21 protein-coding genes are annotated in these 15,279 nt (G+C 34.4%); 3 read left to right on the top strand and 18 right to left on the bottom strand.

The genetic code is table 11. The features are described from left to right. Positions 1 to 461: 461 nt before the first annotated feature. The 5 genes from ACFVR1_RS19210 to ACFVR1_RS19190 all read right to left on the bottom strand — a co-directional run bounded on the left by ACFVR1_RS19210 (position 462) and on the right by ACFVR1_RS19190 (position 3,690). Entirely contained in the window at positions 462 to 1,229 is a 768-nt protein-coding gene (locus ACFVR1_RS19210) for a GNAT family N-acetyltransferase (protein WP_387586298.1), read from the bottom strand. 279 nt (positions 1,230 to 1,508) lie between these two features. Continuing rightward, a complete protein-coding gene (locus ACFVR1_RS19205; RefSeq protein WP_387586297.1) occupies positions 1,509 to 1,820 on the bottom strand; it encodes a hypothetical protein in 312 nt (103 codons plus the stop codon). 580 nt (positions 1,821 to 2,400) lie between these two features. Further along, entirely contained in the window at positions 2,401 to 2,670 is a 270-nt protein-coding gene (locus ACFVR1_RS19200) for a hypothetical protein (protein WP_387586296.1), read from the bottom strand. 121 nt (positions 2,671 to 2,791) lie between these two features. Beyond that, on the bottom strand, positions 2,792 to 3,070 hold the full coding sequence (locus tag ACFVR1_RS19195; RefSeq protein WP_387586295.1) for a hypothetical protein: 279 nt from the start codon (positions 3,068 to 3,070) through the stop codon (positions 2,792 to 2,794). Positions 3,071 to 3,213: 143 nt separating this feature from the next. Beyond that, a complete protein-coding gene (locus ACFVR1_RS19190) occupies positions 3,214 to 3,690 on the bottom strand; it encodes a GNAT family N-acetyltransferase (protein WP_387586294.1) in 477 nt (158 codons plus the stop codon). A 248-nt stretch (positions 3,691 to 3,938) separates the two neighbouring features. Between ACFVR1_RS19190 and ACFVR1_RS19185 the strand changes: the two genes are divergently transcribed. After that, a complete protein-coding gene (locus ACFVR1_RS19185) occupies positions 3,939 to 4,241 on the top strand; it encodes a hypothetical protein (protein ID WP_387586293.1) in 303 nt (100 codons plus the stop codon). 126 nt (positions 4,242 to 4,367) lie between these two features. Here ACFVR1_RS19185 and ACFVR1_RS19180 read toward each other — a convergent pair whose 3' ends face one another. The 10 genes from ACFVR1_RS19180 to ACFVR1_RS19135 form a co-directional block, all read right to left on the bottom strand. Next, positions 4,368 to 5,117, bottom strand: coding sequence for an ABC transporter permease (locus tag ACFVR1_RS19180; protein WP_387586292.1), 750 nt, complete (start codon positions 5,115 to 5,117; stop codon positions 4,368 to 4,370). Then, positions 5,118 to 5,879 carry an ABC transporter ATP-binding protein gene (locus tag ACFVR1_RS19175; RefSeq protein ID WP_387586291.1) on the bottom strand — a complete coding sequence of 254 codons (762 nt, stop codon included), beginning with the start codon at positions 5,877 to 5,879 and terminating at the stop codon, positions 5,118 to 5,120. A 170-nt stretch (positions 5,880 to 6,049) separates the two neighbouring features. Then, positions 6,050 to 6,391 (bottom strand): DUF1048 domain-containing protein, encoded by a 342-nt coding sequence (locus tag ACFVR1_RS19170; RefSeq protein WP_387586290.1) that lies wholly within the window; start codon positions 6,389 to 6,391, stop codon positions 6,050 to 6,052. A 70-nt stretch (positions 6,392 to 6,461) separates the two neighbouring features. Further along, a complete protein-coding gene (locus ACFVR1_RS19165) occupies positions 6,462 to 6,782 on the bottom strand; it encodes a PadR family transcriptional regulator (RefSeq protein WP_387586289.1) in 321 nt (106 codons plus the stop codon). Between the two features lie 1,033 nt (positions 6,783 to 7,815). Further along, positions 7,816 to 8,268, bottom strand: coding sequence for a hypothetical protein (locus tag ACFVR1_RS19160; protein WP_387586288.1), 453 nt, complete (start codon positions 8,266 to 8,268; stop codon positions 7,816 to 7,818). A 131-nt stretch (positions 8,269 to 8,399) separates the two neighbouring features. Beyond that, positions 8,400 to 8,771 carry a hypothetical protein gene (locus ACFVR1_RS19155; RefSeq protein WP_387586287.1) on the bottom strand — a complete coding sequence of 124 codons (372 nt, stop codon included), beginning with the start codon at positions 8,769 to 8,771 and terminating at the stop codon, positions 8,400 to 8,402. 105 nt (positions 8,772 to 8,876) lie between these two features. Continuing rightward, positions 8,877 to 9,056: a hypothetical protein gene (locus ACFVR1_RS19150; RefSeq protein WP_387586286.1), complete on the bottom strand. Its 180-nt coding sequence runs from the start codon at positions 9,054 to 9,056 to the stop codon at positions 8,877 to 8,879. Between the two features lie 147 nt (positions 9,057 to 9,203). Next, entirely contained in the window at positions 9,204 to 9,518 is a 315-nt protein-coding gene (locus tag ACFVR1_RS19145) for a hypothetical protein (protein WP_387586285.1), read from the bottom strand. Between the two features lie 67 nt (positions 9,519 to 9,585). Then, a complete protein-coding gene (locus ACFVR1_RS19140) occupies positions 9,586 to 9,933 on the bottom strand; it encodes a 3-deoxy-8-phosphooctulonate synthase (RefSeq protein ID WP_387586284.1) in 348 nt (115 codons plus the stop codon). Between the two features lie 102 nt (positions 9,934 to 10,035). Further along, positions 10,036 to 10,233: a hypothetical protein gene (locus ACFVR1_RS19135; protein ID WP_387586283.1), complete on the bottom strand. Its 198-nt coding sequence runs from the start codon at positions 10,231 to 10,233 to the stop codon at positions 10,036 to 10,038. A 202-nt stretch (positions 10,234 to 10,435) separates the two neighbouring features. Between ACFVR1_RS19135 and ACFVR1_RS19130 the strand changes: the two genes are divergently transcribed. Continuing rightward, the gene (locus tag ACFVR1_RS19130; protein ID WP_387586282.1) at positions 10,436 to 10,900 is read left to right on the top strand and encodes a DinB family protein; all 465 of its coding nucleotides are present in this window, start codon (positions 10,436 to 10,438) and stop codon (positions 10,898 to 10,900) included. A gap of 83 nt (positions 10,901 to 10,983) precedes the next feature. Here ACFVR1_RS19130 and ACFVR1_RS19125 read toward each other — a convergent pair whose 3' ends face one another. Beyond that, positions 10,984 to 11,700 carry a hypothetical protein gene (locus ACFVR1_RS19125; RefSeq protein ID WP_387586280.1) on the bottom strand — a complete coding sequence of 239 codons (717 nt, stop codon included), beginning with the start codon at positions 11,698 to 11,700 and terminating at the stop codon, positions 10,984 to 10,986. 175 nt (positions 11,701 to 11,875) lie between these two features. Beyond that, positions 11,876 to 12,379, bottom strand: a complete 504-nt coding sequence (locus ACFVR1_RS19120; protein ID WP_387586279.1) for a GNAT family N-acetyltransferase — start codon at positions 12,377 to 12,379, stop codon at positions 11,876 to 11,878. Positions 12,380 to 12,672: 293 nt separating this feature from the next. Here ACFVR1_RS19120 and ACFVR1_RS19115 point away from each other — a divergent pair, with 293 nt between their 5' ends. After that, entirely contained in the window at positions 12,673 to 13,068 is a 396-nt protein-coding gene (locus ACFVR1_RS19115; protein ID WP_387586278.1) for a VOC family protein, read from the top strand. Between the two features lie 220 nt (positions 13,069 to 13,288). Here ACFVR1_RS19115 and ACFVR1_RS19110 read toward each other — a convergent pair whose 3' ends face one another. Continuing rightward, positions 13,289 to 13,861, bottom strand: a complete 573-nt coding sequence (locus ACFVR1_RS19110) for a GNAT family N-acetyltransferase (RefSeq protein WP_387586277.1) — start codon at positions 13,859 to 13,861, stop codon at positions 13,289 to 13,291. Between the last annotated feature and the right edge of the window lie 1,418 nt (positions 13,862 to 15,279).

The raw sequence follows: 15,279 nt of genomic DNA, 5'->3' as shown, positions 1-15,279 counted from the left end.
CTGTCAAATTTTTTGTCTTTAACAAATATTTAATTAATATACACCTCAAAAAAAATGGAAACAATACTTTCCTCAAAACTTTATTACAGAATCATCCAGTAAAGGATATCCGATTAAATATTCCGTTAGTTTAAGTACATTCCTTCACAATGTAGTTTGTTAAAGGATAAAGAAGTATCATTCATAAAATCAAATACACTTCATTTTAAATACATCAATTTTTTCGTATTTATCATCAGAAACAGTTTCAACATAAGTCCACCCTCTTTTTCAATAATAATCAGACGTATTCAGAAACTTCTTTTATCTTATCAGGATGGTTTAATAAAAAATCAATATCCATTCTAATCCCCCTACATTGACCTTGTTCAAAGGGCGATACATATTAGACATGACTAATTTGTATCACCCTTTTGCTTCATGTTTAACAATCGCGCCAATTTACTTAATAAGAAAACTCCTTATTCAAATACAACCATTTCTCCAACATCTATAAACCCAAAGCGCTTATAGATATTTTTCCCATCCACTGATGCTTGTAAGACAACGGGTTTTTGTTTATCTTTTGTTTGAGTAAGAAGGTATTGAAACATTTCACTGCCATATCCTTTACTTCTAAATGTTTCTTTTGTCATAACATCATAAATCCCATAACTTTCCTTACTATCTATTAGTAAACCAGTAGATACAGTTATTTCACCGACGCGTCCAATAAACATTTGAATTTCTGAATCTAAATTTACCTCAGAAAACTTATTAAAATAATTTTCTAACGCATCTTTTTCTGGTGTACCTTCAAATAGGCTCATAAAAACCTCTTTATATTCCTTAAGTTCTTCAAAATTTCTCACATGAGTAATCATAAGCTGATGGGACTTTCTTTGACCAACATTAAGAGTATTTTCAAGTTTCATCATTACATTACGTTCTGCTTCTTTTAGGTCGTATTCTTGCATCAGGTCTTGCCAGTCAGCGTTCAAATACCGGGAGTCTATCCACGTACTAAAGGGATATTCTTTAAGAGACATATTTTCGATACTACTTCTAATATTAAATGCATTTTTTATATGTGAAGATTTCGGCAAAAGTACATTGAATGTATCAGTGGGTATTTCTGTATTCACCAGGACGAAATCTTCTTCTTTGATAAGCGTTCCATTAACAGCATGAGTGAATATTCTTATTTTTTCTTCAAGATTGTTTATAACTAATTGTTGATCTGCAATCATTTCTTTGCTCCCTCCAATTAAATTCAGCGTGCGCTCTTTTTTATTATAGGAGCAATTCAATTATAATAAAACAATGTTCACAGTTTTTATATCCTCCCAAAATTTCCAGAAAGCTTAAAGCGCATTTCTTTATTTACTCCACAATCTGGCCGATTGCAATATTAAGTAATTTCCCAATTTGAATTAACAAAAATACACTTGCTGATATTGAAATAAAATGCTGCCTTATTTAAATGAGAAAAAAAGCTTTACTCCTACTTGAAGTAAGGACCACGTTAGTTAAACAAAGAAGGATATAATTCCTATAAACATTACTATAAAGAATACTCCAAAAAACACTTCAGCATAATATGTTTTTGATTTGTTAACCTTATCCTGTCCTTTGCCAAATCTCCAACCTACAAACATTCCTGCAAAAGCACCTAATACACTGTAGCGAATTATAGTAACAATGTAATCGTAAATTGGTACATACTCTGTTGTATAACCACCGTTAAAATGAGTAATTACTTTGTAATCCACAAATAAGATTGCTAGGGCTAAGGAAATTAAAAATCCATAAATAGCCCATTTTTTAATACTTTTCTCCATTTAATCACCCCTTAAAAAATATCTTATCAAAAGTACACAGCCATTTATATTTTTTCACTAACCTGCACCTTTAGTTGAATAAAAAAAAGAGCCATCTATGTAGTTCAATTCTCTTCAAGTAAAGCACCCGTTAGTTCAATAAGAATAATTCTTTAATAATAGCTCCGTTTATGATGAAGAATTCTGCTCTTTATACCTAAATATATAATTTAATAAAGATACTGCCAACCGAATTAACAAAATGTAAATAAAGCACTGGCAAAAACTTATACATAAGACAAATACATATCGTCCAAAATCTTCGGCTTCAGTTACGCCAAAGTATCGTAATTGCCAATCAAAAAAAATGTTTTAGTAACTCACCCCTATGAAAATAGGAATCAAAATGACCCAATAAATTTTAGGCATACTGACAACATGACCTTTAGCTAACATTGATTCACATCCATTTCTAATTTGCCTGCCCAATTCTTTATCAATAATCCCTGCTTATTCAACTAAACTTCTGTGTTAGTTCAATAAGAAAAAAGGCTTTACCTCTTTCTTGAAGTAAAACACCCGTTACTTGAATAAGAAATAACTAGAAATATAAGAAATATGAAAAAGAAATAAACAAAATTATTAATACAACACCACTAATCCAAGTCAATTTTTTACTTATTCCTACTCTTCTTTCTAAGTAATTGATATATCCATTCATTAATATAAAACCAAAAAGTATTAATGCGTTCCCTATATTATCATTTTCTTTAACCAGATACCTCATTGCAGCTAAAGCTATGAGTATGGTTCCGATTGTACCCAAAATCATATTGAAATACAGAGCTTGTTTATTTTCTTTCAAAACCATCCCTCTCTCTAATGATATTTTACCTTATACCCATTTCATTTGTTGAACTATTCTGCCTCTTTAGTAGAATAAGAAAAAAGAGCTGTCTAATCAGCTCAAGGATCTTCAAGTAAAGCACCTGTTAGTTGAAGAGTGACATACCAGCGATAATGGAGAACATTGAAGTCAAGAAGATCCCAAGAATACAACAAATAACACCTGTTATAACCTTTCTTTTTCCATTTTGATTAAAACGGTTTACCTCCCTTACCCCAATGACGCCATAGATTAATCCGATAATTCCGAATGCTAAACCTACAGCCATAAATGAAGTAACAATTGAAAGAACGCCAAGAATCAATGATATAGTACCTTTTCTATTAATCGTAATTTTAATATCATTTGAAACCACGTTGTTCATTTTTTATTCCCCTTTTTTTCTATTTTTTCATCCCTTGTTTAACTAAACTGCTTCTTTAGACAATAAGTTCAACAAAAAGGACGTCAATCCCTTCCTTGATCAACGCCACGTTAACGTATAAAGAAAACTATGAGTCCTTTCTATCAGTATCGAAGAGTGAAGATAAATTCTTCAATCTCCTCATTTCGTGCATTTGCAAATCCTTTTCCTTCCCCTGTTATTAGAAATCCACATTTTTCAAGAACCAGCCTCGATCCGATATTATCTTTTGCAGCCCGAGCGTATAAAGGACGTATTGTTACTAAAGATAGAAATTGCTTAAGTGCATCCGTTGCAAAACCTTTTCCCCAATGTTCACGGCCTATCCAGTAACTTACTTCAAGTTCTTCAAACATTTCAAAGCTGGAGATATGACCCACCACCTTATTCTCTAATGTAATAGCCTGCTTGATAATGGTTGCATCGGTTAAAATACGGTTCCAGTGCTGACAAAATTGATTCCAGTTTGTTGGATCTTTTGACGTGAAAGCTGCCATCTGATTGGCAATGTCATCTTTTTGATATTCAAAGAATATAGGTAGATCACCAGATTTGATATCTCTAAGTATTACTTTATTCATAGTAGCCTCCTTTGACATTCCTTTAAACTAACCTGCTTCGTTAGTAAAAATATTCATTATGTCTATAATTCTATTACGTTGGCAATAATCCCTTTAATATTACTATTTTAGAGGGAATGGAATTGTTACTGTCAAAAGCTTGGTCTTCGTTTAAAGCTGATAAACGAATAGAGGGCTTTTAGCCACAAACGTTGAAGGCATACCTGTTACAGTCTTTGCTACTAATTGGGCATTTTAAGGATGTAGAGATGGAATTGCTGGATACAAATCAACTGAAGGAATATCTTGCTATATCCGGCAAGCATTTAAAACCAGCCAGTCTTGCACATCGTATCCGCTTTATGAAATCATTTTTTCGTTGGTCCCATGAAGAAAGCTGCCTGGGTAAGAATCCAACTTCCAAAACTAAAGAACCCAAAGTAGGGAAGCGGATATCCAAGTATTTAACCGAATGGGAGATTGAACACCTTCGTGAAACCTGTCATTCCCCAATGGAAAGAGCGCGATTTTCGGATTCATGTTTTCTACCGGTTGTCGAATTGGAGAAATAGTTGAGTTAGAAAAGAACCATATCAATTGGTCCAATCAATCCGCGATTGTTATTACGTTTAATGATTCATTGGTAAGCGTGTTAAGATCGGCTGTCTGTTAATATGACTAATCCAATAATATTGTACTTACCCTAACTGGCGTTTAAATTGTTTACTGGCGAAGAAGTAAGCGATGGCAATGATGCCGACGCACCAGGCAAGCGCGATCCATATACTGTTGCCAACAGACCCTTCATACAAGAGGCCACGAATCGCATTCACGATTGAAGTCACAGGCTGGTTCTCAGCGAACGCGCGGATAATTTTAGGCATAGTTTCCGTGGGAACAAAGGCAGAACTGATAAACGGCAGGAAAATCAACGGGTACGAGTAGGCCGTCGCCCCTTCCATAGACTTCGCTGTCAATCCGGGAATGACCGCCAGCCATGTCATCGCCAGCGTAAATAGACCGAGTATCCCAGCTACCGCGAACCAATGCAGGATATCAGCGTTGGAACGGAAGCCCATCAAAAGCGCGACGAGGATAACCACCACGACAGTAAGTGCATTGGAAACAAGAGAGGTCAACACGTGAGCCCACAATATCGACGCGCGTTTGATGGGCATAGTAATGAAACGCGCCATCAACCCGCTCTTTACATCCGTAAACAGCCGCAAGGAAGTGTAAGCGACACCGGATGCGATAGCCATCAGCAAGATTCCCGGCAATAAATAATTTACGTAATTGTCCGTACCTGTCTTTATGGCTCCGCCAAATACGTAGACAAACAGCAGCATCAACATAATCGGAGTAATTGCCACCGTGATAATCGTATCCGGGCTACGCATGATGTTGCGCATTAAACGACCAAGTAATACACCTGTTTTGCTTTTCATTTACATTTCCTCCTTTTTGCCGATGAACGCGAGGAAAATTTCCTCCAATGTCGGCTGCTTCTCAATGTACTCCACTTTCGCTGGCGGGAACTTCTCTTTGAGTTCGGTAAGGGTACCGGTTGTGATGATTTTTCCGCCATGCAGGATGGCGATACGGTCCGCTAGTTGTTCGGCTTCCTCCAAGTACTGGGTCGTCAGCAAGATGGTGGTGCCTCCACCAGCAAGCTCCTTAACTGTATCCCAGACTTCAATCCGCGCTTCGGGGTCAAGCCCTGTCGTCGGTTCGTCGAGAAAAATGACTGCTGGCGTCCCAATTAGACTCATGGCGATGTCAAGCCGGCGCTTCATCCCGCCAGAATATTGGTCCACTCGGCGGTTGGCCGCATCAGTCAGGCTGAATCTTGCAAGCAGATTGTCGGAGACTTGAGCGGGATTGGAAACTCCCCGCAACTTGGCGATCATCATCAAGTTTTCCCGTCCAGTGTGCATGCCGTCTAAAGCTGAGAACTGTCCTGTCAGGCTGATGCTCTCGCGTACATGATCCGGTTGACGCTGGACGTCAATATCGCAAATACTTACTTCACCGCCATCGGGTTTCATCAGTGTTGAGAGGATGTTGACCGTTGTCGTCTTGCCCGCTCCATTTGGGCCCAGAAGTGCGAAAATTTCGCCACGCCGAACCTCAAAATCTATCCCTTTTAAGACTTCCTTGTATTTAAAGGATTTTTTTAACCCTTTTACAGAAATCGCTGCTTTGCTCATACTATTTTCCTCCTTATAATAAGCGCCTTGCGGAGCTAGATTGCCTATACTCTCCTACTCAGTATTACTGGTAATACGTTATACTTACTACCGGATAAAAATTTAACTGAATAACGTAGGTGGCAATTCACATTTTTAACCAGCTATTCAGTCGGTATTATCTATTGAATTTATTTTTTTCCCAATCGCTTTGTGATACTCTGATTCAAATCTTCACGATACTTGGCGATATAGGTCTTAGCGTTTGCCACTAGCTCGTCGGCAAAGGACGCCACGTCGTCGCCAGTGATTTCCAGTACTTGCCTGCCTTCAGACGCACCAGCTTCGAACAACTCGATTAATTCATATTGCATGTGCAGCATATCCATCCCGTTACCTGCCGTGAAATTCCACATGTAGTTTTGAATTTTTTTAAATACAAACTGGTAGTCTTCAGGCAGGGCTTCAACCCGTGCCATCATCATCTTGTATTCTTTTTTATCACCAATCATTTTTTTGAACATTTCCATCATATGATTTTTCCTCCTTTTTTATAAAGCTGAACAAGACACTCCAAAATATCCGACGGAATATCTTATGAAGCTAGATTAACTTTAAGACGTTAATTTTTGACGATACAAAATCCCACTTTTTCCAAAACAATTCAAGTTCCTGGCGGCCAGCTTCATTAAGTGAGTAAAACTTGCGGGGCGGCCCCATGTCTGACGGTTTCTTTTCTATGCTCACGAGTTTTTTCTTTTCTAATCGCACAAGGATGGTGTAGACCGTCCCTTCCACGACTTCGGTAAACCCAAGTTCGTTCAGGCGACGGGTAATCTCGTAACCATAAGTTTCATGGCGGCTGATAATTTCCAGTACACAGCCTTCTAGCGAACCCTTTAGCATTTCGGTTAAATTTTCCATATTTAGAGCCACCTCTATTCTGTCTGACTTATATTCAGTATAACATAGTACCGAAGTAAAAATTTTTACTTAATAGCTTTTGGTGAAACAAGCTATTAAGTATTGCTTATTACGAGTACATCGTACCACCAAGTAGTTTGAGTGTCAACTATTTTTCTTAAAGATATTTCGATACCAATATTAAAGGCTATGCAACACCTTCACAAATTGTTACGGTATCTAGATCGTTTAAAGGAAATAAATAGCACAAAGGTTTGCGATCGACCAATTTATTCAACCAATGAAGAATCTTCCTAAAGAATATCCACCAGTTGAATTGATTACGTACGAACACAGTAAGCCTCCTTAAAATACAACATGAGATCGAAAACACTTAATGTGTTCTTTTTCTTTTAAACCCATTTCACAATTGATCACAAATATCAAATTGATGTTTTGAACATAAAAATAGATCATCGAAATGATGGTCATGTATAACTAAAGCACTCCGCTAGTTGAATAAGCACCTTTTCATTTATTACACATTATGGTCGAACTGTGACTCAATTATTATTGAAATATTTGAAACATATTGATTTCAGATACGTATATTAGATAATTAATATGTAGAAAGTTGGTGTACTACCTTGTTTAAATCAGAGGTAACTAATAAAGTTATACATATTTTCATCTTGCTACTATTTATCTCTGTAATTATATTCCACCTTAACGGAAGTGCACTGACTAAAGCGTTAGCAAGCTCTTTTTTATTATTAAATATTATATCTGAAATTTACTATATTAATAAAATCAAAAAACGGAAAGCTGATTAAATTTGATTGGCTTTTTTTTTTACTCTTAAAAAGTCTAATGCGACATAAAAACTCCCATTTTCTTCTTCAACTAAACCGCGTCTTTAGTTAAAGAAAAAAGAGCTGCCTGAGCAACTCCGTGATCGTCAAGAAAATACCCGTTAGCCATATATGAAGCCAAGCTTCACCACAGAATATGCAAGAAGATTACGTTCTTCCATTGTAGTTGAATAAAAATTCCTCTAACCTTTGTTAATTACACCGTATCGATTTTGTTTTCCCATCCATGAACTAGCATCACGCCACTTTAGACTTTTGGCTGAAATCCAGCTATTTGTTTCAAGAGTGTAGTTTTCGGGTTTCCAGTCAGATTGATCTGCCCAATAAAATAAACCTTTATGAAAAATTAGTGTTGCATCATAAATGATTGAGTCATAATTTTCTGGACTTGGAAGGATGTGAAACTGGGTTACACCTTCAAATAATAACTCAATTGCAGAAGGATTACGAAACTGCCTTTGGAATAGGATTCGTACATTCATATCTAGACCTATTGGCACAGCCATTGATAAGTTTTCATCCACATAACTCTCAGTCCACATATACAACTCCTTTAAACAACTATCATGAAACCATCCAAATTCTTTCAAAATATTTTCAATATCTTTACTATTCTTAACTTCTATCCAATCCATTAGATAACACCTCTCTATAATTCTCTATCCAATCACAAATTTTAACTATCTTATTAAACTAACCTGCTACCATCGAAATGATGGTCTTGTTTAACTTAAGTACCCGTTAGCTTAATAAGAAGTTGAACTTACTAAGTAAGATGTTCTTTAAAAATCTGTTTAAAATAAGGCTTAAAATCAATTTCTATTATTTGTTGAGAATTCTCATTATCAATTGTTAGTAGCATACTTGCCCATTCTTTTTTATCTGCTGTAATTTCAAGTTTTTCAACCCGTTTCAGGTCTAAAAGTGATAACAATCTATTTGAACTATGCATAGATACTTGTATTTTAACTTCACCATAAGACGGACAAATCTTAATAACAAAGTCTTCCTGTCCATTGGAGAATCGGTAGGTTGCTTCATTGTAATAAAATGGCAAGTCTTTTGTAGTTGTATCTAATAACATTGGTTCCGATTCGAATAACGAAAGAAAGTCGCTTTCTTCTGGAAATATTGGCATCTTCACATCTCCTTTTTATCCCTATTTTAACATCCCTTATTCAACTAACCTGCTCCGTTAGTTCAGTAAGTATTGGGTGGTGTACTTCTTTAAGGGAGAATAGATTTATATAACAACCAAATAAAACAAAATACTGGCTAATAAACAAAAAATTCCTGTCCCCAAAGCAATAATTCCAGTTACAACATTATATTTATTTCTCTTTCTCAGCTTAAACATCATAAGAAGTCCCGTGGTTGTTGATATTAGAAAAAGCATAAAAAAACCGATAAGCAAAATATACATTTACTTCCTCCCATTTATAGCTTTTTATTTAACTAAACTGCTGCATTAGTTGAATAACAAGGCTGTCTTCTTACACCCCTGTTCTACTAAAGCACCCATTAGTTGAATACAGCATTATTTCTTCTGGACATATCTTGGTCTTTCTTCTTAACTATTTATAACAAAAACAGAGATTTTTTTTACAATTTTTTTATCAGCTTCTTGATTTTCTACCCATACCTTCACAATGTCTCCCACTTCTAATTCGACGAAGCTATCTTTTGTACCTTCGATCACTGTATCATCATCAATAAAAATTTCATAAGCAGGATAATCAGCTTCAGGGTCATCTCCAAGTACTTCAATTTTTATGCTATTTTCTCCTATTTCATAAATACTACCTTCGATATCGTTTGAATTAAATGAGTTACAACCGCCCAATGCAAATAACGTAATGAAAAGCGTGATAACAAACCTATTCATCCAAGAAATTTAATAAGAAAAAAAGCTTTACTTCTTCTTGAAGTAAAGCACCCGTTAATACAAATTGTTACTTTCCTAATTTAGCTTTGTAGTACGCTTCTTTTATAAAAGGTAACACTTTTTTAAAATTGTATATTAAATCATCCATCGTTTGTATTGGCTTAACAAAGCCTACATTGTAAACTCCCCATCTATCTTCTTCTGGTTCAATACAAACTGATAAATAGGGTTCATCTTCTACATCCCATATAATTCCTGCCTTATTTCCATCTGGTGCTTGCACAAAACCGTCTCCTGATGTACAAAATTTGCCTTCCTCATATTCAAAGTTAAAATGATCTGTAATTTCTCCATAAATAAACCCATCCGTTTCTGTTTCCATTACAAGTGGAAAACCACTATATACTGGTTTCATATTAAATCACCCACCTTAGAATATTGTTTTCCTTCTTCAACAATATTAATATAAACCAGAATTACTTGTTTTACTAAAGCACCAGTTGAATAAGAGCTATTTTTACTTTCTTGTTTGAATGTATTTTTCAGTCAATAATCCTGCATTAAACACCGATAAAATCATGATGAAAAAAAATATTACCCGAACGGTTGGATCCCTCTCATCAAGAGTAAACTCAATATTAGAAAAATTAACATAAACAAAGCCAATTGCAACAAATATAGATAAGATAAATTGCCCTTTTAAAGACTTAATCATAAAATCCCTCTAGAAATATTATTGAAATATCCTACCTCTTTAGTTGAACAAGAAAAAAGAGCCGTCTAAACAGCTCAACGATCTTCAAATAATGCACCAGTTAGTTGAATAAGCCCTTCTCATTTATTACACATTATCTACGAACTGTTCATCAAAATGATATACTTTTTAGAAAGAATAATAATAAGGAGATGAAAAGCGAATGATTGATGCTAAGACCATTTTGTTAGATCAACTTCTAGCTAATGCTAATGATCGTAGTTGGTATATTTCATTCTATGAAGCAGTTGATGGACTATCTGAAGAAGAAGCATATTGGAAACCTGATAATTCAAGTCATAGTATTGCTGAAATTGTTCAACATCTAATTTATTGGAATGAAACTTGGCAATTATGGTACAAGAAAAATCAAGTTGATTCCGGTTCACAAACCACTAACAATGCCGATACTTTTCTTGTTAGAGATGAGAATACTTTCTTTGAATTAAAAGAAAAGTTGTTAAACATACTACTTCAATGGCAAGAACTAATTAAGGAAGAGCAACTTTTATCTATTGTAAATGGATATCCTGTGAAGGCAGAATGGTGGGCAATAATATCCAATGCCGCAACTCATAATGCATACCATATTGGACAATTAGCATATATTCGTAAAATGCAAAGATAGAAATTGATCTGTTAGGCCTTTGGAAGCACACGGATTTTTTTATTTGCACATCATGTGTCAAGGGTGATATAAAAACTCACATTCTAATCTTCAACTAAACTGCTGCGATAGTTAATATATCTTAACTCGGGTGAAGGTTGAAATTCAATTGATTTCGCTTGATACATTTTATCACGATATTCATACACAATTACAAATTGACCAACAAAGCCTGCTGGAGAAATCTGACCAGAGATTGTAGCAATAAGTTGATGGTCTTTTACTTCATATTTAGTTACACCGCCAAAAGCAATATCCTCAAATAAGTTTGTAGGTTTTATTTTCAAAGGGGTTATATCAACTTTATACACTTTGTCACCTATTTTTATTTCGGCTTTGTCGGTCGATAACTTGGTTTTTACGTTTTTATAGATAATTGCTAAAGGGTTATCAACTAGTACGTCATTCAATCCGTTTGTATATCCATAAACATAAACTTCTTGCTGTAATATACCAGTACCATAACCTTGGTTCAAAATGATGATTAACTCTTTCTTTTTATCTTTGTTAATGTCTTCATAATATATTTGTGGGGCATAAGTAATATTATTAGCAACGTTTATCCAAAAAGGTCTAGAGTAAAGCTCCCCTTTGAAATCGAGTTTGAAATCATAATATAAATCATTAATTTTTTTAGCATATAAGGTTATATTCTCTTTACTTGACTTTGCAACGATATCATATCCTTCAATTTCTGCTCTTGGGTTATTAGGGACAATAACAAGAAGAAATGTCATTATTAAAGTAATGTATCTTTTCATTAGTTCAACACCTCGTTTTAGTGTTCCCTAATATGTTTTCTTATTCAACTAAACTGCTGCGTTTGTGGAATAAGAAAAAGGCAATACACCTAAAGTATTGCCCCCTATAACTTAAGTATTTTAATTAACAAAAGATTGATTACCATTCAAATATTAATAATTCTTTATCTTTTCTTTATAGATCACGAAGGTTCCAAACAAGTTCTCCATTCTCGTCACATATACTATGATGGCGGATAAAACCAAGCTTTTCAAGAACTCGAAATGAAGCAATATTCCAAGAGCGCACAGTTGCCCAAATTCGTCTTCGATTAGTGGCGATCGCAGCTTCCATAATAGCCGAGGAAGCTTCAGTTGCATAGCCATTACCGTGAGTTCTTTGGAACAACTCGTAAGCAATCTCAGGTTCTTCTAATGTAGAACGACCAATAATTAATCCACAATATCCAATAAAGTCTTCCTCATCTTTTCGTCTAACAGTAAGTAAACTTATACCGTTTTCAAGTGAACTTTCGCGAAGAGAGAGAATTTTTTTTTGTACCTTTTCATATGATGGCTTAGCAATTCCACGTTCTCCAATAAGTTCTCTATACCAGTTTGCATCTGATTCTTCCCACATATTCAGGTAGAGTCGCTCGGTTTCTATTTCGAAATTCATTGAAGGAAATTTATTCGTCATGATTTAACCTCCACTTCAACTTATTAATTTCTTATAAAATATATGCCTAATTTGTCTATTGTTAATATTATATTAAAGCACCCGTTAGTTGAGTAAGCCCCCTTCTCTTTTATTACACATTATCGTCGAACTGTGTAGTAGATAATGATCGTATATTGTCCACCCATATGTCATACCTCAAACTACATGTATCAACTTAGCGGTAATTACTTTCCATTATTAATGAAACTTAACAGGGATTTCTTAACTGAGTGTAGAAAAATATACATGCAAACAAAATACAGGAGGCTATTATGACTAAATTAATTTCGCATATCGCTACATTGGAAATACCAGTTACTAATTTAAAAGAGTCTGTTGAATTTTATATCGATATCCTTGGTGCCGAGGTCCACTTTCAAGGTGAAAAAAATGCTATGCTTACTATGAAATCAAAAGGAGTTCCAACGATTTTCTTGGTTGAAACTGAAGAAATTATTGGATTATCATTTAGAAATACAAATACTGATATCGTTCATTGCATGATTGACTTTTATACTCCTTCCTTAAAAGAATTATATGAGTGGCTTGAAGGAAAACAAGTTGAAGTTGGTCCTTTAAATCTACAAGGTGAATTTGGTGGTTTTGGATTTAAAGATCCTTCTGGAAATTGGTTAAGTGCCTGCAATATCCTTCATCCAGAACAGTAAAAAAACTTTTTTATAATCTTTAAGTTACAGGCGCAACTTTTTTTGTGCCTTTCTTTCTATTACACATAATGAGTCAAATGTGACATAAAAACTCACATTCTAATCTTCAACTAAACTGCTGCTTTAGCTCAATAAGAAAAAGGCTTTACTCCTTATTGAAGTAAAGCACCACGTTAGTTTAAGTACATTTCTTCACAAACAGTAGCCCAATTAACTTTTATTAAAAATCTTCTAATTCATTGTTTAAGTCACTTATCATTGATGAATTAATTAAGTACTCTCTTTCCAGTATTGAATAAAAATGTTGGTCATGCCATTGGTTATTCCAGAACAGTTCTTCTTGAAATGTTCCCTCTCTTCTCATGCCCAAGCTCTCCATTAATTTTACAGATTCAAGATTGTTACAATTACACATTCCAACTACTTTATGAGCTTGTAATCTTTCGAATGCAAACTCTATTAAAAGTTTCGTTGCTTCATACCCTAAACCGTTTCCTTGGTAAATAGGAAGAATTGCAAAACCAAGTTCCCAACTCTTTCTATGCTCTACATAACACCAAATTTGGGCCAGACCAATTGGTTTAATTTCTCCCTCTATAGTGCTTTTGACAATAAAATCATAACTATACTGATTATTCATCTTTTGTAAGTACTTTTCTCTAACGACTTTCATATCTGATTCAATATATTCTTCAAATAACCAAATATCTTTATTGCATTCTAGTTCACAAATAAAATCCAAATCATCCGGAGTAACTCTTGAAAGAATTACATTTTTTCCATCAAGCTTCATAATAATCAATTCCTTCTTCGCAAAAATTCTATATCAATTTCCGATAACGTTATATTTACGTACCTCATCTTTATATAATATTAATCACAAAATCCACTTTATCTTCATAAGGAACAATAGATAATGTCACATTCATCAGAAACCCACCTCAGAAATCTCTCTTTGACTTAAATCTCATATCTTTCATTAATTTCGTCATAGATTGTCATTTTTCCTTCTATCCTTCTTGAACAAAACAGCCTTTTCACTTGAAGTAGACAAAGGCTTCACTCCCTATTGAAGTAAAGCTAAACTAACATTGCATATAAATGAATAAAGGATTTCATTAATTTTTGTCGAATTTTTGAATAATACAGGGGGAACGAGATGCATAAAGGTTTATGATGATGATGGTAAAAACTCAGAGTTAGAGAAAAAAAGGAAAAGAAAAGATGGATTTGTACATTAATTGTTTTTCTGGTTGCTATATTTTGTTTAAGTAGGTATATCAATCATCTAAAGTATGCTGAAACTACAGTGATTAAAATATATGATAGGGTTGGGGAGCATTTTTCATTTGAATGATACCATTCAGGAACGATAACTATGTACACTGATGATATTATTTTGTATATAAGTCAAAATAAATCTACGAAAGAGGTTATTTTTTATACGACACTGCCAACTAAGACTCTTGCATATAGTTATGTCGTCAAAGGTGAAGACTTATATAACATGATTTCTAACTTATTAGAAAAAGCTCCCTAATTAAAGGGAGCTTTCTTTTTTATTGTATGAATTTGTTGCCAAATTTGTCGTAACAGCCCGTAATTGTTGCGTAACTGAATACACCAACTAACCCGCCCCGTTAGCCATCCATTAAGCGAATAAAACTGCACTTCTCCACAGAAAATGAATGATGAATAATTTGTTTCATGGGAGTTTAATAAGAAAAAAAGAGCTGTCTAAACAGCTCAATAATCTTAAAGTAAAGCACTCGTTAGTTGAATAAGAAATGGAGGAACTCAATTAAATTAAGTTCCACCGGTTCAAAGAATATTTACAATTTAATCTATTTCGGCTTACACTTAAATGAATAATTACTTGAGAGATTATTACAGCCAGTGATGAGTAAATTTATTTCTTTAGTATTGAAATAACTATAGATATGCGTTTTAAAAGACACTCCAAATAAAGCGATAACGAAAAGCCATAAAACGCCTTTTAAATCCTTTTTTTTAAGGTTATGTTAAATTCTAAAGTTGATTTGTGAGCATAAGAAAACCGCCTTTATGAAAAGGCGGTTAATTGAGCTAACGTCTCCCGTTAGAGTAAACACCTTATGTGACAAGGTCATCTTACCGTCTGGTAAACGAGACCTATGGCTCCAGAATCAAAGGTCTTGTTTTCGATTAGCTTAAGATTGATCTTCTCCTTGA

Origin of the sequence: Psychrobacillus sp. NPDC058041 (assembly GCF_042885655.1) — a bacterium.
GTDB lineage: Bacteria > Bacillota > Bacilli > Bacillales_A > Planococcaceae > Psychrobacillus.
The sequence above is the reverse complement of the archived record's forward strand: the minus strand, read 5'-3'. Positions and strand labels throughout refer to the sequence as shown.